This window comes from Streptomyces sp. NBC_01306 (genome assembly GCF_026340465.1).
GTDB lineage: Bacteria > Actinomycetota > Actinomycetes > Streptomycetales > Streptomycetaceae > Streptomyces.
Genome location: NZ_JAPEPC010000001.1, coordinates 5151499 through 5174029, shown reverse-complemented (window position 1 = coordinate 5174029; position 22531 = coordinate 5151499). Strand labels below are relative to the sequence as shown.

17 protein-coding genes and 2 tRNA genes are annotated in these 22531 nt (G+C 71.0%); 3 read left to right on the top strand and 16 right to left on the bottom strand.

From position 1 onward, the window contains the following. Positions 1–20: 20 nt before the first annotated feature. The 4 genes from hemW to lepA all read right to left on the bottom strand — a co-directional run bounded on the left by hemW (position 21) and on the right by lepA (position 7475). Positions 21–1223 (bottom strand): radical SAM family heme chaperone HemW, encoded by a 1203-nt coding sequence (hemW, locus tag OG385_RS22720; RefSeq protein ID WP_266861082.1) that lies wholly within the window; start codon positions 1221–1223, stop codon positions 21–23. Positions 1224–1279: 56 nt separating this feature from the next. Next, complete coding sequence (locus tag OG385_RS22715) at positions 1280–3151, bottom strand: SpoIIE family protein phosphatase (protein WP_266861080.1); 1872 nt, start codon at positions 3149–3151, stop codon at positions 1280–1282. A 316-nt stretch (positions 3152–3467) separates the two neighbouring features. Then, positions 3468–5357 carry a long-chain fatty acid--CoA ligase gene (locus OG385_RS22710; protein ID WP_266857117.1) on the bottom strand — a complete coding sequence of 630 codons (1890 nt, stop codon included), beginning with the start codon at positions 5355–5357 and terminating at the stop codon, positions 3468–3470. 249 nt (positions 5358–5606) lie between these two features. After that, complete coding sequence (lepA, locus tag OG385_RS22705) at positions 5607–7475, bottom strand: translation elongation factor 4 (protein ID WP_266857115.1); 1869 nt, start codon at positions 7473–7475, stop codon at positions 5607–5609. 241 nt (positions 7476–7716) lie between these two features. Between lepA and rpsT the strand changes: the two genes are divergently transcribed. After that, positions 7717–7983, top strand: a complete 267-nt coding sequence (rpsT, locus tag OG385_RS22700) for a 30S ribosomal protein S20 (protein ID WP_266857113.1) — start codon at positions 7717–7719, stop codon at positions 7981–7983. A gap of 332 nt (positions 7984–8315) precedes the next feature. Here rpsT and holA read toward each other — a convergent pair whose 3' ends face one another. After that, positions 8316–9311, bottom strand: coding sequence for a DNA polymerase III subunit delta (holA, locus tag OG385_RS22695; protein WP_266857111.1), 996 nt, complete (start codon positions 9309–9311; stop codon positions 8316–8318). 58 nt (positions 9312–9369) lie between these two features. Here holA and OG385_RS22690 point away from each other — a divergent pair, with 58 nt between their 5' ends. Beyond that, on the top strand, positions 9370–9615 hold the full coding sequence (locus OG385_RS22690) for a hypothetical protein (protein WP_266857109.1): 246 nt from the start codon (positions 9370–9372) through the stop codon (positions 9613–9615). A gap of 26 nt (positions 9616–9641) precedes the next feature. Here the strand turns inward: OG385_RS22690 and OG385_RS22685 are convergent, their stop codons facing one another. Further along, entirely contained in the window at positions 9642–10535 is an 894-nt protein-coding gene (locus tag OG385_RS22685; protein WP_266857107.1) for a YceI family protein, read from the bottom strand. A 167-nt stretch (positions 10536–10702) separates the two neighbouring features. Continuing rightward, positions 10703–11614, bottom strand: coding sequence for an arylamine N-acetyltransferase (locus OG385_RS22680; RefSeq protein ID WP_266857105.1), 912 nt, complete (start codon positions 11612–11614; stop codon positions 10703–10705). Positions 11615–11785: 171 nt separating this feature from the next. Here OG385_RS22680 and OG385_RS22675 point away from each other — a divergent pair, with 171 nt between their 5' ends. Then, complete coding sequence (locus tag OG385_RS22675; protein WP_266857103.1) at positions 11786–12238, top strand: pyridoxamine 5'-phosphate oxidase family protein; 453 nt, start codon at positions 11786–11788, stop codon at positions 12236–12238. A 140-nt stretch (positions 12239–12378) separates the two neighbouring features. On the opposite strand, the gene OG385_RS22670 is transcribed toward OG385_RS22675, so the two are convergent. The 9 genes from OG385_RS22670 to OG385_RS22630 all read right to left on the bottom strand — a co-directional run bounded on the left by OG385_RS22670 (position 12379) and on the right by OG385_RS22630 (position 22434). Further along, positions 12379–14871 carry a ComEC/Rec2 family competence protein gene (locus OG385_RS22670; RefSeq protein ID WP_266857100.1) on the bottom strand — a complete coding sequence of 831 codons (2493 nt, stop codon included), beginning with the start codon at positions 14869–14871 and terminating at the stop codon, positions 12379–12381. Further along, positions 14868–16082, bottom strand: coding sequence for a ComEA family DNA-binding protein (locus OG385_RS22665; protein ID WP_266857098.1), 1215 nt, complete (start codon positions 16080–16082; stop codon positions 14868–14870). The genes OG385_RS22670 and OG385_RS22665 overlap by 4 nt, the downstream gene beginning before the upstream one ends. Positions 16083–16297: 215 nt before the next feature. Then, entirely contained in the window at positions 16298–17143 is an 846-nt protein-coding gene (locus OG385_RS22660; RefSeq protein ID WP_266857096.1) for a DegV family protein, read from the bottom strand. 189 nt (positions 17144–17332) lie between these two features. After that, positions 17333–18100, bottom strand: coding sequence for a hypothetical protein (locus tag OG385_RS22655; protein ID WP_266857094.1), 768 nt, complete (start codon positions 18098–18100; stop codon positions 17333–17335). Between the two features lie 279 nt (positions 18101–18379). Then, entirely contained in the window at positions 18380–21295 is a 2916-nt protein-coding gene (gene leuS / locus OG385_RS22650) for a leucine--tRNA ligase (protein WP_266857092.1), read from the bottom strand. Positions 21296–21633: 338 nt separating this feature from the next. After that, a tRNA-Ala gene (locus OG385_RS22645) sits at positions 21634–21706 on the bottom strand. Between the two features lie 85 nt (positions 21707–21791). Then, complete coding sequence (locus OG385_RS22640; RefSeq protein ID WP_018103228.1) at positions 21792–22025, bottom strand: hypothetical protein; 234 nt, start codon at positions 22023–22025, stop codon at positions 21792–21794. Positions 22026–22028: 3 nt separating this feature from the next. Beyond that, positions 22029–22181, bottom strand: a complete 153-nt coding sequence (locus OG385_RS22635; protein ID WP_266857089.1) for a hypothetical protein — start codon at positions 22179–22181, stop codon at positions 22029–22031. Positions 22182–22361: 180 nt separating this feature from the next. Beyond that, positions 22362–22434, bottom strand: a tRNA-Ala gene (locus OG385_RS22630). Between the last annotated feature and the right edge of the window lie 97 nt (positions 22435–22531).

The window sequence follows — 22531 nt, the reverse complement described above, 5'->3', positions numbered from 1 at the left end:
CTGCGCGGCCGGCCGCAGCCTCAGTCCACCAGGTCCCGCACCACCGCATCGGCCAGCAACCGCCCCCGCAGGGTGAGCACCGCCCGCCCCGCCTCATAGGCCACCGCCTCAAGCAGTCCGTCCGCCAGGGCCCGCCGGGACGCGGCCAGGCCCGCCGGGGCCAGGATGGCGAGCGGGCAGCCGTCGCGGAGGCGCAGTTCCAGCAGGATGCGCTCCACCCGGCGGTCCTCGGCGGGCAGGATCTCCCGGCCCGCGCCGGGTGACTTGCCGGCCGCCAGGGCCGCCGCGTACGCGCCGGGGTGCTTCACGTTCCACCAGCGCACGCCGCCGATGTGGCTGTGCGCGCCGGGGCCCGCGCCCCACCAGTCCGCGCCGCGCCAGTACAGCTCGTTGTGCAGGCAGCGGCCCGCGTCGGTGGTGGACCAGTTGGAGACCTCGTACCAGGAGAACCCCGCGTCGGCCAGGACCGAGTCCGCGATCAGATAGCGGTCCGCGTGCTCGTCGTCGTCCGTCATCGGCACCTCGCCGCGCCGGATCCGGCGGGCCAGCTGGGTGCCCTCCTCGACGATGAGCGCGTACGCGGAGATGTGGTCGGGTCCGGCGCCGACCGCCGCCGAGAGCGAGGCCCGCCAGTCGTCGTCGGACTCGCCGGGCGTGCCGTAGATCAGGTCCAGATTGACGTGCTCGAAGCCCGCGGCGCGCGCCTCCGCGACGCACGCCTCGGGCCTGCCCGGGGTGTGGGTCCGGTCGAGGATCTTCAGGACGTGCTGCCGCGCGCTCTGCATCCCGAACGAGATCCGGTTGAAGCCTCCGGCCCGCAGCGTCGCCAGATACTCCGGGCCGACGGACTCCGGGTTGGCCTCGGTGGTGATCTCGGCGCCGTCGGCGAGGCCGAACTCGTCCCGGACCGCCGCGAGCATGCGCACCAGGTCCGCGGCGTCGAGCAGGGTCGGCGTGCCGCCGCCGACGAAGACGGTGCTCACCGGGCGCGGGTCGTCGCCGAGCACCTTGCGGGCCAGCCGGATCTCCTCGGTGAGGGTCGACGCGTAGTTGTCCTGCGAGGCCAGCACACCGCCCGAGCCGCGCAGCTCGGTCGCGGTGTAGGTGTTGAAGTCGCAGTACCCGCAGCGCGTCGCGCAGTAGGGCACGTGCAGATAGAACCCGAGCGGCCGCTCACCCGCGCCCTCCAGGGCATGACCGGGCAGCGCCCCGTCATCGGGCATGGGCTCACCATCGGGCAGTACGGAAGGCATGCCCCCATTGTCCCCCGGTCCGGGGACTACTCCGCCCGCAGCACCAGGAGCGCCATGTCATCGTCCAGCGGCTCCACGCCGAACGCGTAGACCGCCTGCTTGATCCGCTCGGCGACGCCCTGCGCGGTCAGCCCCGTACAGCCCGCCAGCTCGGCCGAGAGGCCGTCGCCGTCGTCGAACATGCGCGGGCCGGCCCGCCGCTCGGTGACGCCGTCGGTGACGCAGAGCAGTGTGTCGCCGGGCACCAGGTCGAACGTCTCGCTCTCGTACGCGACCCCCTCGATCACGCCGAGCAGCATCTGGGGCGCGGCGGCGGCCCGTACGGCGCCGTCGGGGCTCAGCAGCAGCGGCAGCGGGTGGCCAGCGCTGGCCAGGGTGCACCGGACTCCCGCACCGTCGGGCAGCGGCACCAGCTCGCCGTAGAGCAGCGAGAGGAACCGGGACTGGGGGTCCTCGTGCAGTTCCTGGCCGCCGGCCATCGCGACCATCCGGGCGGCCGCCTCGGCGGTCTCCATCGCGTCGTCGAGCAGCAGCTTGTTGAGCCGGTCGAGCACCTCGGAGACCTGGTAGCCCTCGCGGGCGAGCAGCCGCAGCCAGGGGCGGGCGAGTCCGGTGACGACGGCCGCCTCCGGGCCGCTGCCCTGGACGTCGCCGAGTGCGAAGCACCAGCGGCCGCCCGCGCTGTCGCCGGGGAAGACGTCGTAGAAGTCGCCGCCCGCGACGCCCTCGCCGCGCGGCTCGTAGACGAGGGCGCTGTCCATGCCGGGGATCTCGGCGACGCTGCTGGGCAGCAGGCCGCGCTGGAGGACCCTGCTGATGGTGGCCTGCCGGGTGTACTGACGCGCGGCACCGATCGCCAGCGCGACCCGGCGTGCGAAGTCGCCCACCAGGGCGGTGACTTCCTCGTGGGCGCGCCGCCCGGCGGCCCGGCCGAGCAGCAGGGTGCCCAGCGGGCGGCCCGCCGCGAGCAGCCGGTAGCCGAGCACCGTGCCGTCGGCGCCCGCTCTGCCGTCGGCGCCCGCCGTCCCGTCGGCGAAGGGCCACTCCAGGGCCACGGCGCCGCCCCGCGCGGACTCGGGCAGCTGCGGCGGCTCCTTCTCCAGTACCGCCCGCAGCTCGTCGACCCGGCTCTCGTGGGCGTGCCAGACCCGCGACAGCCTCGGTCTGCGTCCCGGGCCGCCGGCCTCCGGGTCCAGCCAGACGGCGCACCAGTCGCCGAGCCGGGGCACCAGGAGCTGCGCGGCCAGTGCGGCGATCATGTCCTCGTCGAACTGCCCGGCGAGGAGTTCGGATGCCTCGGCGAGGAAGCTGAGCGCGCCGCTGCTGCTCCACTCCCGCTCCGCGCCCTGTCTGTGCCGGGGCGCGGGGGCCAGGATCTCGGCGGCGCGCAGCCCGCGGCGCAGGCGGCGGTCGCCGCCTGCGGCGGGCTGCGGGTCGCCCCCGTCGAGCGGCAGCCGGGTCCAGACCGTCTTGAGTCCGGTGCGGTAGGTGATGCCCCAGGCCTCGGCCAGGGACGAGACGAGCCGCAGCCCGCGGCCGTACTCCGGCAGGCCGTCCTGGTGGTCGTCCGGGTCGTTGCGCACCTCCCGCGACGGGTGGTGGTCGGAGACCTCGATCACCAGCGCGGGCGGCTCGTCGCCCGCCGCGCCCTCCAGCCGTACGAGCACCTCGACCGTGGTGCCCGCGTGCACGACGGCGTTGGTGACGAGTTCACTGGCGATCAGGGCGGAGTCGTCGGCGAGCTGGTCGGTGAATCCGGTGGCCGGCAGGCCGAGCGCGGTCCAGTCGGCGAGCGCGGCCCGGACGAACCGGCGCGCGGCGGACGGGGACAGCGGGTTGCCGGGCAGGCTGGTGCGGACCACCGACGGCACGCCTGCCGGTGGCCCGGAGGGGCGCACGGTATGGACCGCGGTCTCCCTCTGTACGGGAATGGACCCGGGAATGGACCCCACTCGGTGGCTCCCTGACCAGATCTGACGTTTGCGCCGATGACGACACCGACAGAGTGACAGACTGAGCCCGCCCATATGCGTCGAGTTACTCAAATGGGCCGTGTCGGAAAGAGAAACCACTGGTGGGCGCGGTGGCGGAGACAGGAATCCGGTACGGATCCGGTCCTGCGGAGCCGCCCATCGGGGGTGACGGCGGGTGTGGCTGCGGGTGGGGACCGGCGGCGGATCCCGCCGCCGGTCCCGCTCCGCGCCCGGACCGCGGCTACGCCTCGCGTGAGCCCGCGTACATGTCGTCGATGAGCGCCTTGTACTCCCGCTCCACGACCGGCCGCTTCAGCTTGAGGCTGGGGGTCAGCTCACCGTGCTCGATGTCCAGGTCGCGCGGCAGCAGCCGGAACTTCTTGACCGTCTGCCAGCGCTGGAGGCCCTCGTTGAGCCGCTTCACATAGCCGTCGATCAGCGACTCGACCTCCTTGGAGGCCACCACGTCGGCGTACGACCGGCCGCCCAGGCCGTTCTCCTCGGCCCAGCCCAGGATGGTCGGCTCGTCGAGGGAGATCAGGGCCGTACAGAAGTTACGGTCCGCGCCGTGCACCAGGATGTTGGAGACGAACGGGCACACCGCCTTGAACTGGCCCTCGACCTCGGCCGGTGCGATGTACTTGCCGCCCGACGTCTTGATCAGGTCCTTCTTGCGGTCGGTGATCCGCAGATAGCCGTCGGACGACAGCTCGCCGATGTCGCCGGTGTGGAACCAGCCGTCGGACTCCAGGACTTCGGCGGTCTTGTCCGGCAGCCGGTGGTAGCCCGCCATGATGCCGGGGCCGCGGAGCATGATCTCGCCGTCGTCGGCGATCCGGACCTCGGTGCCGGGCAGCGGCTTGCCGACGGTGCCGGTGCGGTAGGCCTCGCCGGGGTTGACGAAGGAGGCGGCGCTGGACTCGGTGAGGCCGTACCCCTCCAGGATGTGGATGCCCGCACCGGCGAAGAACAGCCCGATGTCGGGGGCAAGGGCGGCCGAGCCCGAGACACAGGCGCGCAGCCGCCCGCCGAATGCCTCGCGGATCTTGGCGTACACCAGCGCGTCGGCGACCTTGTGCTTGGCCGAGAGCGCGAACGGCGCCGAAGCGGAGCCGGTGTGCCGGAAGTTGTCCTGGGTGACCTTCGCGTACTCGCGTGCCACTTCGGCGGCCCACTGGAAGATCTTGTACTTGGCGCCGCCGCCGGCCCGCGCCTTGGCCGCGACCCCGTTGTAGACCTTCTCGAAGATCCTCGGGACGGCTGCCATATAGGTCGGCTGGACCACCGGAAGGTTCTCGATGATCTTGTCGACCCGGCCGTCCACCGCGGTGACATGGCCGACCTCGATCTGGCCGGAGGTCAGCACCTTGCCGAAGACGTGCGCGAGCGGCAGCCAGAGGTACTGGACGTCGTCCTTGGTGATCAGCCCGGTGGAGACCGTGGCCCTGGCCATGTACGACCAGTTGTCGTGCGGCAGCCGCACGCCCTTGGGCCTGCCCGTGGTGCCCGAGGTGTAGATCAGCGTGGCGAGCTGATCGGAGGTGATGGCGCCGATCCGTTCCTTGACGGCACCGGGGTTCGCCGCCAGGTACGCGGCTCCGCGGGCCTCCAGATCGGCCAGCGAGAGGACCCAGCCGTCCTCGTCGGCCGGGTCGGGCTCCAGGCCCGCGCTGTCGATCACCACCACATGGTGGAGATCCGGCAGCTCGGCCCGCCGCTCCCGGGCCTTGGCGAGCTGGCCGGCATCCTCCGCGATCAGCACCCGGCTCTCGGAGTCGGAGAGGATGTACGCGGACTCGTCGGTGTTGGTCGACGGGTAGATCGTCGTCGTCGCGGCTCCCGCGCACATCACGCCGAGGTCGGCCAGAATCCATTCGACCCGGGTCGACGAGGCGAGCGCGACGCGCTCCTCGGGCCGCACGCCGAGGTCGATGAGGCCGGCGGCGATGGCGTACACCCGCTCGGCCGCCTGGCCCCAGCTCAGGGACTTCCACTCGTCAGGTCCGTCGCCGGAGGCCGCGGGTACCGGATAGCGGTACGCCTCGGCATCGGGCGTCTCGGCCACCCGCTGGGTGAAAAGGGTCGCCACGGAGGGCGGCCGGGTCTCGATCAAGGTCTGTGTGTCGCTCACGACGTCGTCCTCCGGGCCTGCGGGCAGCTCTGCGCGACTGGCTGGTGGCTGTTATTTAAACTGGCGAGTAACTAGTGATCAGAGTAGAGCGCCTGTGTCCGCCACGTAAGAGGGAACGGCCGTGCGCTTCATAACGAACGGGCCCCCATGCCGCAGCGCGGGGGCCCGTCTGTCGAATCTCGTTCCGGTTCTCGCCGGTTACCGCCGGTTCGCGCAGGTCACCTCTGCCTCTCGGACCGACTGCTCCGGCTACTTCTTCTTGCTCTCGCCGGACTCGTCGGTCGAGAGCACCGCGATGAAGGCCTCCTGCGGGACCTCCACGTTGCCGACCATCTTCATCCGCTTCTTGCCTTCCTTCTGCTTCTCCAGCAGCTTCCGCTTACGGGAGATGTCACCGCCGTAACACTTGGCGAGGACGTCCTTGCGGATGGCGCGGACGGTCTCACGGGCGATGACCCGGGCTCCGATGGCCGCCTGGATCGGCACCTCGAAGTTCTGCCGCGGGATCAGCTTCTGCAACTTGGCGACGAGCCGCACCCCGTACGCGTACGCCTTGTCCTTGTGCGTGACGGCGGAGAACGCGTCGACCTTGTCGCCGTGCAGCAGGATGTCGACCTTGACGAGCTGGGCCGCCTGCTCGCCGGTGGGCTCGTAGTCGAGCGAGGCGTAGCCGCGGGTCTTCGACTTCAGCTGGTCGAAGAAGTCGAAGACGATCTCGGCGAGCGGCAGGGTGTAGCGGATCTCGACCCGGTCCTCGGAGAGGTAGTCCATCCCGAGCAGCGTGCCGCGGCGGTTCTGGCAGAGCTCCATGATCGCGCCGATGAACTCGCTGGGGGCCAGCACCGTGGCGCGGACGACCGGCTCGTGCACCTTGTCGATCTTCCCCTCGGGGAACTCGCTCGGGTTGGTGACGATGTGCTCGGTACCGTCCTCCATGTCCACGCGGTAGACCACGTTGGGCGCGGTGGCGATGAGCTCCAGATTGAACTCGCGCTCCAGCCGCTCCCGGACCACGTCGAGGTGGAGCAGGCCGAGGAAGCCGACCCGGAAGCCGAAGCCGAGAGCCGCCGACGTCTCCGGCTCGTACACCAGGGCGGCGTCGTTGAGCTGGAGCTTCTCCAGGGCCTCACGGAGGTCCGGGTAGTCCGAGCCGTCCAGCGGGTAGAGCCCGGAGAACACCATCGGCTTGGGGTCCTTGTAGCCGCCCAGGGCCTCGGTGGCGCCCTTGTGCAGCGAGGTGATCGTGTCACCGACCTTCGACTGCCTGACGTCCTTCACGCCGGTGATGATGTAGCCGACCTCGCCGACGCCGATGCCGTCGGCCGGGGTCATCTCCGGGGACGAGACCCCGATCTCCAGCAGCTCGTGGGTGGCGTTGGTGGACATCATCCGGATGCGCTCGCGCTTGTTGAGCTGGCCGTCGATGACACGGACGTACGTGACGACGCCCCGGTACGAGTCGTAGACCGAGTCGAAGATCATCGCGCGGGCGGGGGCGTCGGCCTGGCCCACCGGGGCGGGCACGTCCTTGACCACCCGGTCGAGGAGCACGTCCACGCCGACGCCGGTCTTCGCCGAGACCTTGAGCACGTCCTCGGGCTGGCAGCCGATGAGGTTCGCCAGCTCCTCGGAGAACTTCTCGGGCTGCGCGGCCGGCAGGTCGATCTTGTTGAGGACCGGAACGATCGTGAGGTCGTTCTCCATCGCCAGATACAGGTTGGCGAGGGTCTGCGCCTCGATGCCCTGGGCCGCGTCGACCAGCAGGATCGTGCCCTCACAGGCGGCGAGGGAACGCGAGACCTCGTAGGTGAAGTCCACGTGACCAGGGGTGTCGATCATGTTCAGGACATGGGTGGTGCCCAGGTCCCCGCCCGTGGTGGGCGCCCAGGGCAGCCGGACCGCCTGGGACTTGATCGTGATGCCGCGCTCGCGCTCGATGTCCATCCGGTCGAGGTACTGAGCGCGCATCTGCCGCTGGTCGACCACCCCGGTCAGCTGGAGCATCCGGTCGGCAAGGGTCGACTTGCCGTGGTCGATGTGCGCGATGATGCAGAAATTGCGGATCAGCGCCGGGTCGGTACGGCTCGGCTCGGGCACGTTGGTAGGAGTCGCGGGCACGCAGGGTCCTGATTCTTGAGACGCCGGGCGTCTCGTCTCGGGCGATGGCGGATCGATACGTAGGCTCCATGGTCCCATGACCGGGGGGCCGATCCCGTTTTGGGCCGGTGGATGGCGGGCTGGTACCGTGGTCAGCTGTGCCTCCTGGGCCTTCCGGATGAACGCTCCACACGGTTCATGGCGGTCGGTGCGGTGGCACTCATGGAAATTTCGAATTCATCGAACCTGAAAAGGCTCTTTCGTGGCGAACATCAAGTCCCAGATCAAGCGGAACAAGACCAACGAGAAGGCGCGCCTGCGCAACAAGGCCGTCAAGTCGTCGCTCAAGACCGCGATCCGCAAGTCCCGTGAGGCCGTTGCCGCGGGCGACGTCGAGAAGGCCACCGCGGCCGCTCGGCTGGCCTCGCAGCAGCTCGACAAGGCTGTCAGCAAGGGCGTCATCCACAAGAACTCCGCGGCCAACAAGAAGTCGGCGATCGCCAAGCGCGTCGCCGGTCTCTCCGCCTGAAGCTGACCGAACCGGTCCGCCCTCGTGGCTGACCGTATTCGCGTGACTTCTTTCGCGTGACTTCGACCTACGGGGCTCTCCACGAGCCCCAGCCCCACCCCGTCGTCCCGGGCCCAGCGGCCCCTCTACCGCTCCGGTACGACACCCCGCGCCGCACACGGCCTGCGTTCGCCACGCGGGTGCGGCGCACCAACGCTTGAGCCGAGGCCCTGCCCCTGTCCTTCCCCAGGACGGAGGCGGGGCTTTCGGCATGTCCGGGGTCGCCCATGTGGGCGCGTGGGGGCAGGGGTCGGGACCCGTTACGTCGGGAGTGCGGACCGGCGGAACAGCCGTCAGCGGCGCATCCGGGCCGCCCGTGCCACCGTGACCACGGCGCGCTCCAGCTCGTACTCCGGGTCGTCGCCGCCCCCTTTGACCCCGGCGTCCGCCTCCGCGACGGCGCGCAGCGCGACCGCCACCCCGTCCGGTGTCCAGCCGCGCATCTGCTGCCGTACCCGGTCGATCTTCCACGGCGGCATACCCAGCTCACGGGCGAGATCGGCGGGGCGCCCGCCGCGGGCCGACGAGAGCTTGCCGATGGCCCGGACGCCCTGCGCCAGGGCGCTGGTGATCAGTACGGGGGCGACCCCGGTCGACAGCGACCAGCGCAGCGCCTCCAGCGCGTCGGCCGCGCGGCCTTCGACGGCACGGTCGGCGATGGTGAAGCTGGAGGCCTCGGCGCGTCCCGTGTAGTACCGCCCGACGATCGCTTCGTCGATCGTGCCCTCGACGTCCGCGACGAGCTGGGAGACCGCACTCGCGAGCTCCCGCAGATCGCTGCCGATGGAGTCGACCAGCGCCTGGCACGCCTCGGGGGTCGCGGAACGGCCCAGGGCCCGGAACTCCGACCGTACGAAGGAGAGCCGCTCGGCCGGTTTGGTCGTCTTCGGGCAGGCGACCTCGCGGGCGCCGGCCTTGCGTGCGGCGTCCAGCAGCCCCTTGCCCTTGGCGCCTCCGGCGTGGAGGAGCACCAGGGTGATCTCGTCGGCCGGGGTGCCGAGGTAGCTCTTGACGTCCTTGATCGTGTCGGCGGAGAGGTCCTGTGCGTTCCGCACGATGACGACCTTGCGCTCCGCGAAGAGCGAGGGGCTGGTCAGCTCGGCGAGCGTGCCCGGCTGGAGCTGGTCGGACGTGAGATCGCGGACGTCGGTGTCGGCGTCGGCCGCGCGGGCGGCGGCGACCACCTGCTGGACGGCACGGTCGAGCAGCAGGTCCTCCTGACCCACGGCGAGGGTGAGCGGCACGAGAGGGTTGTCTGCGGAGTTCTGCTGACTCTGTTTCCGGATCATCGCGGTCCAGCATCCCACGCGGCACTGACAGCCCCGGGCGGTGCCGGAGAATGGCCGGGTGAGCGATGTGAGACACGTACTGGTGCTGCCCGACCGCGATGCCGCCGATGAGGTGGCCGGAGAGATCGCCGACCGTTTCGGGGTGGCCGATGAGCCCCAGCTCGTCCGGGACGCGCTGGCCGGGGAGGACGACGCCGAGGACGCGCAGTGGCTGGTCGTCGTCGAGGACCCGCAGGAGCGGCTGGATCCCGGGGCGCTGGACGCATTCGCCGCCGAGTACGACGGGTGGCTGGAGGCGCCTTAGGTTCTGGCCCCCAAGTCGGGCCCTGCTCAGCCGTCCTGCTTCTTCACGATCTGGACGTCCAGGTCGATGGTGATGCTGTTGCCGACCGCCGCGATACCGCGGGCCAGCATGGTCTGCCAGCGCATGGTGAAGTCGTCACGGTGCAGTTCGGTGGTGGCGCGGCAGGCGGCGCGCACCTCGCCCTCCATGCCGTTGCCGATGCCCAGGTACTGCGTGTCGAGCGTGACGGTGCGGCTGACGCCGTGCAGGGTGAGCGCGCCGGTCACGCCCCAGCGGCTGCCGCCGCGGTGCACGAAGCGCTCGCTGTAGAACTCCATGACCGGGAAGCGCGCCACATCGAGGAAGTCCCCCGAGCGCAGATGGTCGTCGCGCATCTGGACATTGGTGTCGATGGACGCGGCGTCGATGATGACGTGCATCGCGGAATTCTCCATGTGGTCCGCGATCCTGACCGCACCGGCGAAGGTGTTGAACCGGCCGTGGATACGGGCCAGTCCGATATGGCGGGCGGTGAAGCTGATCTGCGAGTGCATCGGCTCGATCTCCCACTCGCCCGGTTCCGGCAGCGAGGGGGGCTGGGCGACCTGGAGCGTGACGTCTCCCAGACCGGAGTGGCCGCCCTCGGTGACGGTGGCACTGCCGTGGAAAGGGGTGAAACCCTCGGCGGTGACGGCCAGTCGGTACTCGCCCGGCGGGACAGTGGCGAAAACGGAGCCGTACGGATCGGCCTCGCCACCGACGGTTCTGCGGCCCATGGTGTCCGTGAGGACGAACTCGGCCTGCTGTACGGGCCCGTTGACGGGGTCGAGCACCCGGCAGCTCAGCACTCCCGCATGAGCCGGCAATGTCAGTCCGCCGAGGGGGCCGCCACTGCGTCCTGCTCCGGCCTTCGACCGGTTACCGAACCAACGTCTGAACACTTCTGCAGAACCCCCCGCGCATCACGCCGGCCTTCGGTCGCACGCACGCTCGGACGTCATTGCCGGGGCGGCGACCCGCTGACGAATATGCATTCGATCACTGTTGGCACGTTCTGGGCAAACGGCGCTGGTCGTGGGGGTTGGCGAGCAGGTGTCACGAGTTGTACTTACTCCGAAGTAATGTCCTTAGTAAGGTCCTTTACTGTCGGCACCTGGTCGAATTCCAGCCCGAAGTGGTCGCGGTAGGCGGCGAGAACGGCGGGGTCGCTTCCGAGGTTCTGCTCGTGCCGCTCGCCGTGCACGGTGGTGATGAGCTTGCTGCCGCTGAGCGTGATCCGGCCGTGGTCGCTGAGCCGCGTGCAGACGAGCGACCGGGTGAAGTGGGAGGCGGGCGACGTCTGGTGGTACCAGGCTCCCGCCTCGAAGTCGGCCAGCTCGCGGGGGCGCTGCTCCAGCCGGTACTGCGGCTTTCCGCCGCGTACGACATCGAGGTCGCCGCCGGCCGCGCTCGCGATCCGGAACGTGCCTCCGGGGTCCTGCTGGCCGCTTCGCGCACCGAACACCAGCGGGTGGTGGCTGTGATCGCCGAACCCGACGTCGGCGAGCCAGGGCCCGGTACCGTCGGCCGTCCCGACCCGCAGGGCGAGATGGTCGTACGGGATGCCGAAACCACCGTCGGCACTGTGCACCCGGGCCTGGAGCAGCGTCACCTGGAAGCCCAGAGCCCGCAGCAACGCCGCGAAGGCGCCGTTGAGTTCGTAGCAGATACCACCGCGCCGGGCACCGACGATCTTGTCGATGAGCGGGGCGTCGGCGAGCACGATGGCCGCGCCGATGTGGATGGAGAGGTTCTCGAACGGCACTGTCCGCAGATGCCGCAGCTGCAACTCACGGAGCGCCGCCGAGTCCGGCACGGCCGGACGGCGGCACCCGATGCGCCGGAGGTACGCGGCCACCCAGGCGGGCTCCGGCGAGGCCCCGGGCGGGGTCCCGGGAGGAGTCTCGGATGGAGTCCCGGGAGGAGTCTCGGGCGGGGTCCCGGGCGGGTCCTCCCCCGGGGTCTCCAGCTGTCGGTCCATGGAGGCAGTCTCGCTCCGCGTACGGACTCGCGCCAAAGCAAGCAGAGCTGACCGGAGGCCTGCCCGGAGAGCTGCCCGGAGCCCTCCCCGAGACCTGAGACGGCCTAGGCCCTGACGCCTAGGACCGCAGCACGATCCCCCGGCGGCCGGTCACCACTAGCGTGGTCGGCCATGACCAACACGCAACCGGCGCGCAGCCGGCAGCAACGACGGCAGGACACCCTCGGCCGGCTGGAACAGGACGTCGACTGCTGGGTGGCCACGGCCGCCGCGGACGGCGAACCATGCCTCGTACCCCTGTCGTTCGTGTGGCACGAGGACGGCGTGGTGGTCTGCACCCGGCGCACCAACCCGACCGGGGCCAACCTGGTGCGCGACGGACGCGTCAGGGTCACGCTCGGCAGCACCAGGGACGTGGTACTCATCGAGGGCGAGGGCGAACTGCTGACGGACGACAGCCGCACCACGGCAGCCGACGCCTTCGCCGCGAAGCTCACCTGGGACCCGCGCGCCGAGAAAGGGTACGTGTATCTGCGCATCACCCCGAGGGTGGTCCAGGCCTGGCGCGAGGTGAACGAGATCGCCGGGCGCGACCTGATGCGCGACGGCACCTGGCTCGACTGAACACCACACCCGCCCCGAGCTGCCCTGAACGGCGGAACGGGCGTCCACGCCGTCCTGGGCACGAGCTCCGCGCGCCCGCGCCGGCCTGGGCATGGACCGCGCGCGCCCGCGCCGTCCTGGGCACGGCGGTGGGCCCGGTGTCACCGGCCCGCCGGTATCGCCCGCAGCGCGGGCCCCGTCCCCGTCACCGCGACGGAGCCGTCCGTGTCCGTGCGCAGCACCGTGGCACCGCCCGCCCGGAGCGACGCGACCGTACGCGGTGCCGGATGGCCGTACGGGTTGTCCTCGCCGCAGGAGATCAGGGCGAGCCGGGGGCGCAGCGCACGCAGCAGTGCCGGGTCCTGGTAGGCCGAGCCGTGGTGCGCCACCTTGAGCACGTCCACCGGCGGGAGCGCCGGGTAGGCCCGCAACAGCGCCTGCTGGGCGGGCGGTTCGAGATCGCCCGGCAGCAGTAGGGTCAGGCCCGCGGTGCGGACCAGCAGGGTGACACTGGCGTCGTTCGGCCCGTCGGCGACGGGCGCCGGTGCCGCGGGCGGCCACAGCACCTGCCAGCTCAGCTGCCCGACACGGCGCTGCTCCCCCGGTCCCGCCCGGACGAGAGGGATCCGCGCCGCCGCTGCCTCCCGTCGTACGGACGCGCTCTGGTCCGGTGGGTCCTGGAGGTTCGTCGTCTCGATCGCACCGACCGTCCGGCCGCGCAGCACACCGGGCAGACCGGCTACGTGATCGGCATGGAAGTGGGTGAGGAGGAGCAGCGGGACGCGGGTCACTCCGAGGGCCCGGAGACAGCGGTCGACGAGGCGGGGGTCGGGGCCCGTGTCGATCACGACCGCCGTCCCCGCACCGGTGGAGAGCACCGTCGCGTCGCCCTGTCCCACGTCACACATCGCGTACTTCCATCCGGGCGGCGGCCAGCCCGTGACGACCCGGGTGAGCGGAGCGGGCCGGACGACCGCGAGCAGCAGCAGGAGGACGCAGGCCGCGCTGACCCATGGGTGGCGCCGCACTCCGCGGGCAGCCGCTGCGAGGACGACGGTGACCGCTGCGAGCAGCAGCGCGCCGGGCCATCCGCCGGGCCAGTCGATCTCCGCACCGGGCAGTGCGGCGCCCCGCCGGGCGACGGCCGCGATCCAGCCGGCCGGCCACCCGGCGCAGTGGGCCAGCACGGTGGCGGCCGCGCCCCACAGCGGAGCCACGACGAGGGCGGCGAAACCGAGAACCGTCGCGGGTCCCACCGCTAGCTCGGCGAGGAGGTTGCAGGGGATGGCCACCAGCCCGACACGGGACGCCAGCAGAACGATCGCGGGCGCGCACATCGCCTGCGCGGCGGCTGCGGCAGCGACGACCTCGGCGAGCCTCGGCGGCATTCCACGCCGCCGCAGTGCGGCGCTCCAGCGCGGGCCGACCGTGAGCAGGGCGCCGGTGGCGAGGACGGAGAGCAGAAAGCCGTAACTGCGGGCCAGCCAGGGGTCGTACAGCACCAGCAGCAGGACCGCGGCGGCCAGTGCGGGGACCAGCGATCTCCGGCGGCCGGTGCCGATCGCGAGCAGGGTGACCAGCCCGCAGGCGGCAGCACGCAGCACGCTCGGGTCCGGTCGGCACACGATCACGAAGGCCAGAGTGAGAGCCCCGCCCAGCACGGCCGTCGTCCGCAGCGGGATCCCGAGCCGTGGCGCGAGTCCGCCCCTCTCCGCCCGCAGTGCGGTGCCCGGCGGGCCGATGAGCAGAGCAAGGACCAGGGTGAGGTTGCTGCCGGACACCGCGAGCAGGTGGGTGAGATCGGTGGTCCTGAAGGCGTCGGAGAGGTCGGGCGTGATCCGGGAGGTGTCGCCCACCACCAGCCCGGGGAGCAGCGCCCGTGCGTCCGGGGCGAGCCCTTCGCTTGCTTCGCGCAGTCCGGCGCGCAGGTGCCCCGCCAGACGCTGCACTCCGGTCGGCGCACCGATGATCTGGGGCGGCCGGCTGCCTTCCGCGCTGAGCACGGCCGCGATGCGGTGGTCGCCGGGGAGCGGCGGTTGCGGACGGGCACTCAACCGCAGCCGGGTGGTCGGCAGCAGCCGTTGCCACTCGGGCGTGTGGGCGATCACCAGGACCGGCGTGCGGACCGTGGACGTCGTACCGTCCGGGGCCCGCACCCGGGTCACATCGGCGTCGAGGACGACGGATGCGCGGGTCGCGTGATCGCCACGAATCCGGGGGCGCGTCGGACGGGGATCTGATGTGACGGTCAACTCCACCGTGACCCGGGCCGATTCACGCGCCAGCTCGGGCACGGGCCCGCGCCGGACGTCGGCTGCGTACAGCCCGCCGGACGCGGCCCCGGCTGCGCCGCACAGCAGGGCGGCGGCCACCGCTGTCGCGTTCAGCCGCCGCCCCGGCCGGCCGGCAACCCCTCCGTCGACACCACCCCCGCGCCCCCGCGCCGATGCCACTGCCATCAGCGCCGCCGCTGCGCAGAGACAGACCGCAGTGGCGCAGAGGGACCACCGTCCCGGTACCGCGAGGGACAGGGCCGCCGCGGCCCAGGCGGCCAGGGCGGGCGCCACCAGCCGCAGGTCGGCAGGGCCCTCCTGCCGGGGATCGGCCGCGCCGAGCCGATGGCCGGATGCCGCGTGAACAGCCGCGCGCGTCATGGCCGTACGAGGGGCTGGAGGTCGGAGTAGCGCCGGTCGCCGATGCCGGTGACCTGCCGGAGCTCATCGACGGATGTGAACCCGCCGTGCTCCGTGCGGTAGTCGATGATGTGCTGCGCCAGTACCGGGCCGACACCGGGCAGGGTGTCCAGCTGCTCGACGGTGGCGCTGCTGAGGCTGACCGGTCCCGTGGTGGACGCGGCGGGGACACCGGGGCCACCCGCACCGCTGCCGGTGCCTCCCGCTGCCGTGTCCGACGGAACGGGCGGGCCGCCGACCACCACCTGTTCGCCGTCCGTGAGCACCCGGGCCTGGTTGAGCCCCGACGTGTCCGTACCGTCCTTCACCCCGCCCGCCGCCCGTAACGCGTCGGTCACCCTCGATCCGGCGGGCAGCCGCTGGATTCCCGGGCGCCGGACCTTGCCGCTCACATCGACGACGATCCGCGCGGCGGCCGCCCCGGGGTGCGTGGGCCCCGTCCCGGGCGGCAGCGGTCCGGACGGCGGCGGTTCCGGGGACGGGTGCGGCCCGGACGGCGGCTGCTCCCCGGCGGGCCGTGGTCCGGCGGCGGGCAGACCCGCGCTGACCACGGCGGGCGCCGGAACGGAACGCGGGCGCCCGGCCCAGAAGTGCTGGGCGGCGAGAGCCGCTGCCACGACGAGCACGACCGCGAGAGCGGCGAGCGTCCGGGGCGTCAGCCCGCAGCGCGCCTGTACCCAGAGCGGCAGCCGCTCCCGCAGGGCCTCCCCCACCCGGGCCACCGCCGCGCCCATGCGGCCGGGAGCCGGGGCACCACTGCCGGGCGCACCACCAAGCGGCACATCACCATTCGGCACACCATCACCGGGCACGCCACCACCCGGCACCCCACGTTCCCGCTCATCACCACCGGGCACGCCACCACCCGGCACCCCACGGTCCCGCTCATCACCACCAGGCACCCCACCACCCGGTCGGCCGGCCTCGCCCACCTGGTCCGCTGCAACTGGCCTACTGGATCGGGCCGTCACATCCACCGGAGCGACCGAAGCAGCCGACCGCGCGGGAAGGAGCGCATCCGCGCGGAGGCGCAGCGCCGCGTCCGGCACCGTCCGCGCATACCTGAGCCGGATACGGCGGCGCGAGCCGGTGTGACGGGTGCGGCCGTCCGATGCCGGAGCCCGGCCGGGACCGCTGGTCGCGGAACGTGACGTGAGCGTGCGGGAAGTCATGCCACGAGACAGTAGAGAGATCGGCACAACCTTGCTGATCAAGGTCAATTACGGTGGAAACACCGGAACTTGTGGATAACACGGCCACCCGAACGAGCGCCTCCGGTCCGCCCAGCAGATCAACTCGCAGATCCACTCAGCAGATCCGCCCAATAGATCGACCCAGCCAGATCAACACAGCAGATCAACTCAGCGGATCCGGCCGAGAGATCCACTCAGCGGGGCGAGACCACAACCCCGAGCAGCCCAGGGCCCGTATGTGCGCCGATGACCGCGCCGACCTCGCTGACGTGCAGGTCCACAAGCCCCGGCACCCGTTCCCGCAGTCGCTCCGCGAGTGCGGCCGCCCTCTCGGGTGCCGCCAGATGGTGCACCGCGATGTCCACCTGGCCGTCCCCCGCCCGGTCGGCGGCAATCTCCTCCAGCCGGGCAATCGCCTTCGAGGCCGTCCGTACCTTCTCCAGCATCTCGATACGGCCACCGTCGAGTTGCAGCAACGGCTTCACCGCGAGAGCCGAGCCGAGCAGTGCCTGTGCGGCGCCGATCCGGCCTCCGCGGCGCAGATAGTCCAGCGTGTCCACGTAGAAGTACGCGGACATCCCCCCGGCGCACTTCTCCGCGGCCGCCACCGCCTCGTCCAGCGAACCGCCCGACCCGGCCGTCCCGGCCGCGGAGAGCGCGCAGAAGCCGAGGGCCATGGCGACCATGCCGGTGTCGACCACGCGGACCGGGACGGGGGCGTCCCGCGCCGCCAGCACCGCGGCGTCGTACGTACCGGAGAACTCGGACGACAGATGGAGCGAGACGATTCCGCTCGCACCCGCGTCGGCTGCCGCCCGGTAGGTGGCGGCGAACACCTCAGGGCCGGGCCGGGACGTGGTCACCGAACGCCGCTTCTGCAGCGCCAGCGCCAGGGCGCGGGCCGAGGTCTCCGTACCGTCCTCCAGGGCCCGGTCTCCGAGGACCACCGTCAGCGGCACCGCTGTGATGTTGTGCCGCGCCAGGGTCTGCTGCGGCAGGTAGGCCGTGGAATCGGTCACGATCGCGACATGGCGGGACATGAGCCGGAGATTACCCGCAGGTGCGGCGGCCCGGCAGTGCGACCCCTCGTCAGCGGAACCGGCGGACTCGTCAGCGGAACCAGCGGAACCGGAAGAGCCGGCGGAATCCGTGCCTGTGCCGGTACTCGTACCCGCGCCGGTGCCCGTACCCGCGCCTGTCCCCGTGCCTGAGGTGCTTTCGACGGTCACTCAGGTGGTGCTCTCCGGGCGCGCAGCTTTCTGCCACGGGTAGCGCTGCTGTCGGTTCGGGTCCCTGCCGGTGATCGCGTCGGGCGCGGCCCGGTGTCCGGCGTCGCTCGCACCGGCGGCCCCTTCACCGGCCGAGGACCAGGACCCCGAGTCGGCCGGCGAACCGGAATCGGAACCGGAACCGGCCCTCTCTGCCCGCCCCTGCGGATGCCCGTCGGCCGCCGGTGTCGTCCAGTGCCGCAGCGCCCCCGCCTCCACATCGATCTGCTCGTTCAGCGCGATCAGATCGTCGTCGGCGAACTTCCGCGCCCGGTCCCGGGCCGCCCAGCGCAGCGCATCCGCCGAGTGCGTGATCTGCTCCGTGCGTTCCCGGAGGGCCGGCAGCCGCTGCCTGAGCCCGGTCTTGTCCGGCTCCCGCTCCAGCCGCCGCAGCTCAGCATCCAGCTCCAGGCCGTGCGCGCTGAGCCGCTCGAAGAGGCCCAGCGTCTCGCGCAGCGACTCGTCCTCGGCCACGCCCGCGTGCAGGGCGTCCTGAGTGGCCCGCATCGACGTGCGCAGCGAGAGCCTCAGCTGCGCCACCTCTCCCGCGGCGCCCGGCTGGCCGTAGCTCTTCGCCCGCAGCGTGGTGTCCTCGACGGTGCGCCGGGCCTGCGAAATCGTCCGGTCCACGCTCCGCCTCGCGGCTCCCACCACCTTGACCGCCGCGTACGCCCCCACGCCGACGAAGACGAGGAACAGCAGCACCAGGATCAGGATCACGGCTTCCATGGAGCGTCCCTCGGTTGTCGGACTCGATACCTCCACGGTAAACGGAAAGGGCAGGCTGAGGGTTCCATCAGAACCCCCAACCTGCCCGTAGGGGAAACCCCGGGGCTTCCCGCGCCGATCAGGCCGGACCAGCCCCGATCAGACTGGACCAGCCTTGATCAGACCAGACCAGCCTCGATCAGACCAGACCAGCCTCGATCAGACCGGACCAGGCCTGATCGGACCGACAACAAGCCAGATCAGCCCAGATCAGCCCGGACCAGCCCGGATCAGCTCCGATCAGGCCGGAACGATGTTCACCAGCTTCGGCGCCCGCACGATCACCTTGCGGATCCCGGCCCCGCCCAGCGCCGCGACCACACCCGGGTCGGTCAGCGCCAGCTTCTCCAGGTCCTCGTCCGAGATCGACGGGGAGATCTCCAGCCGCGCCTTCACCTTGCCCTTGACCTGGACGACACACGTCACGGTCTCGTCCACGACATACGCCGGGTCCGCCACCGGGAAGTCCTGGTGCACCACGGACTCGGTGTGCCCCAGCCTGCGCCACAGCTCCTCGGCGATGTGCGGCGCCAGCGGCGCGACCAGCAGGACCAGCTGCTCGGCCACCGTGCGCGGCACCGGGCCGCCCGCCTTGGTCAGGTAGTTGTTCAGCTCGGTGACCTTGGCGATGGCGGTGTTGAACCGCAGCCCCGCCATGTCGTGGCCGACGCCGTCGATCGCCTTGTGCAGCGCGCGCAGCGTCTCCTCACCGGGCTCGCTGTCGGTGACACCGGCCTCGCCGGTCTCCTCGTCCACGACGTTGCGCCACAGCCGCTGCAGCAGCCGGTACTGGCCGACCACCGCGCGGGTGTCCCACGGCCGTGACACGTCCAGCGGGCCCATGGCCATCTCGTACAGGCGCAGGGTGTCCGCGCCGTACTCCGCGCAGATCTCGTCCGGAGTGACCGCGTTCTTCAGGGACTTGCCCATCTTGCCCAGGACGCGGCTGACCTTCTCGCCCTCGAACCAGAACGCGCCGTCCCGCTCCTCGACCTCGGCGGCGGGCACCGCGATCCCACGGCTGTCGCGGTAGACGAACGCCTGGATCATGCCCTGGTTGTACAGCTTGTGGAACGGCTCGACCGACGAGATGTGCCCCAGGTCGAACAGCACCTTGGACCAGAACCGCGCGTACAGCAGGTGCAGTACGGCGTGCTCGGCGCCGCCGACGTACAGGTCGACGCCACCGTGCGGCTGGCCGTCGCGCGGGCCCATCCAGTACTGCTCGATGGCCGGGTCGACCAGCTTCTCGCTGTTGTGCGGGTCCAGATAGCGCAGCTCGTACCAGCAGGAACCGGCCCAGTTCGGCATGGTGTTGGTCTCGCGGCGGTACTTCCTGACACCGTCGCCCAGACCCAGGTCCAGCTCGACGTTGACCCAGTCCTCGTTGCGGGACAGCGGGGTCTCGGGAGAGGTGTCCGCATCGTCCGGCTCGAAGGTGCGCGGCGAGTAGTCGTCCACCTCGGGCAGTTCCAGCGGCAGCATCGACTCGGGCAGCGGGTGCGCGATGCCGTCCTCGTCGTAGACGATCGGGAAGGGCTCGCCCCAGTAGCGCTGGCGGCTGAACAGCCAGTCGCGCAGCCGGAAGTTGACCGTGCCCTCACCGGCGCCGCGCGCGGCCAGCCACTCGGTGATCCGCTCCTTGGCATCGGCGACGCCCAGGCCGTCCAGGGAGATGCCGTCGTGGGTGGAGTTGACCAGCTTCGCGTCGTACGAGGCGAAGGCGTCGTCCCAGGTGGAGGGGTCGGTGCCGCGGTCGTCGGACGGTTCGACGACACAGCGCATCGGCAGCTCGAAGGCGCGCGCAAAAGCGAAGTCACGGCTGTCGTGCGCCGGGACAGCCATGATCGCGCCGGTGCCGTACCCCATCAGGACGTAGTCGGCGATGAAGACGGGGACCTGGTCGCCGCTGACCGGGTTGACCGCGTACACACCGGTGAAGACGCCGGTCTTCTCCTTCGCGTCGGCCTGCCGCTCGACGTCGGACTTCGACGCGGCGAAGGCCCGGTAGGCGGCGACGGCCTCGCCGGGGGTCGCGTGGCCGCCGGTCCACACGTCGTGCGTGCCCTCGGGCCAGGCGTCCGGGACAATCGGCTTCTCGCCGGAGATCAGCTCGTGCTCGGGCGCCAGCACCATGTAGGTCGCGCCGAACAGCGTGTCCTGGCGGGTGGTGAAGACCGTGATCGGACGGGAGTCCCCGCCGACCGCGAAGTCCACGCGGGCGCCCTCGGAGCGGCCGATCCAGTTCCGCTGCTGCAGCTTGATCGCTTCGGGCCAGTCCAGCGCGTCCAGGTCGGACAGCAGCCGGTCCGCGTACGCGGTGATGCGCATGTTCCACTGGCGCAGCTTCGCCTTGAAGACGGGGAAGTTGCCGCGCTCGGAGCGGCCGTCGGCGGTCACTTCCTCGTTCGCCAGGACGGTGCCCAGGCCGGGACACCAGTTGACCGGGGCGTCCGACGCGTACGCCAGCCGGTACTCACTCAGCAGGTCGGCACGGGCCACCGCGTCCAGCGCGCTCCACGCACGGCCGCCGGGGACAGGGCGCTCACCGCTCTCGAACTGGGCGGCCAGTTCGGCGATCGGGCGGGCCTGCTGCGCGTCCTGGTCGTACCAGGAGTTGAAGATCTGCAGGAAGATCCACTGGGTCCACTTGTAGTACTCGGGGTCGATCGTCGCGAACGACCTGCGCTTGTCGTGGCCCAGTCCCAGCCTGCGCAGCTGGGACTTCATGTTCTCCATGTTGGCCTCGGTGGAGGCCCGCGGATGGGTGCCGGTCTGTACGGCGAACTGCTCGGCCGGCAGGCCGAAGGCGTCGAAGCCCAGGGTGTGCAGGACGTTGTGGCCGGTCATGCGCTGGTGCCTGGCGTAGACGTCCGTGGCGATGTAGCCCAGCGGGTGGCCGACATGCAGGCCGGTGCCGGAGGGGTACGGGAACATGTCCATGATGAACTTCTTGGGCCTGGCCGCCATGACCGGGTCGTCCGCCAGCTCACCCGTCGGGTTCGGTGCGTCGTACGTGCCGTCGGCGTCCCAGAAGTCCTGCCAGCGTGCCTCGATGTCGGCGGCCATGGCAGCGGTGTATCGGTGCGCTGCGGCCACCTCGGATGAGGGCCCTCCCGCGCTTGCGGCAGCGGGGGAAGAATTCGTCTCGGTCATGATCCTCAAAGCTCCATCGGTCGTCTCTGCCCGCGATCCTCATGGCTGTGGTGCCTGTGGCACCAAACGAAAAAGCCCCTCGCACAGGAGGGGACGCCGCGCTGATGCCGACCGGGGACACTTCATCGGTCGGGACTGATCAGCGCGGCTCACTAAGCAGGAGGCGTACGGCACGCATGGCGTCAGGGTACCGCAGGCACCGTACGGCCCGCGCGGACACCTGGCTGCGGCGGCGGCACGGAGCGGGCCGCGCACACGCGGAAGGTGGCCGCACACACAGAAGCGGGCCATCCGATTCGGATGACCCGCTTCTGTCGACCTCACCTGAGGTCTCACTGTGGAGCTAAGGAGAATTGAACTCCTGACCTCCTGCATGCCATGCAGGCGCTCTACCAACTGAGCTATAGCCCCGTACTGTCGGCCGTTCTGCGGGGTTGCCCCCTCGGCTCCGCCAACATTACCGGTCCCCCGTTGCTCCGCCAAATCCGTTCCGCGGTCAGGCGGTGGCGAAGGAGTAGAACCGCTTGAGCGTGCAGTGCTCCTCCAGGAGCCGGCCGTAGATCGGCTCCCCCTCCAGCTCACGGTAGGTCTCGATCGGGTCGCCCTTTATGATCAGCGCCCGCGCGCACTCCTCGCACCAGTACTGGTAGTCCGCGTTGACCGGATCCATGTCCCTGACGATGGGCGTACCACTGCCGCACCAGTCGCATTTCCTCCTGTGTGCACCCATCAGTCAGCTCCAGCTGTGGCCGCGGGGCGGGCGCTCGGGAAAGGCCGGACGGACGGACAGCGAGGGGCAGTTGAGCGGGTCCCGGTGGCGGGGGCGAGTGCGGGTCTTCGCCTCGTTGGCCAGGGCGTGAACGCGATCGAGCATGCTCGCGGGCATCGCGCTCTCCCCTCCCTCCGGGCCGGCGTCCCTCCGGCGCTCCGATTCTGCCATGGCCCCGCAAGAGGGGCAGCGGCGTTCGGGCGGACGGACAAGCCGGGGGCGGACGGGCGGACGAAAAATCCCGCCCCCTGATGGGGACGGGATTTCTCCTTGCTCCGAATCCGGAGCTTCCGACTGTGGAGCTAAGGAGAATTGAACTCCTGACCTCCTGCATGCCATGCAGGCGCTCTACCAACTGAGCTATAGCCCCGCTGTTCGCTTCGCTCGCTGCATTCTCTGCGTCCTGCGGCGCGAACAAGAAGAACTTTAGCCTGCGACCAGCCGGAAAGTGAAATCCGCCCGGACGC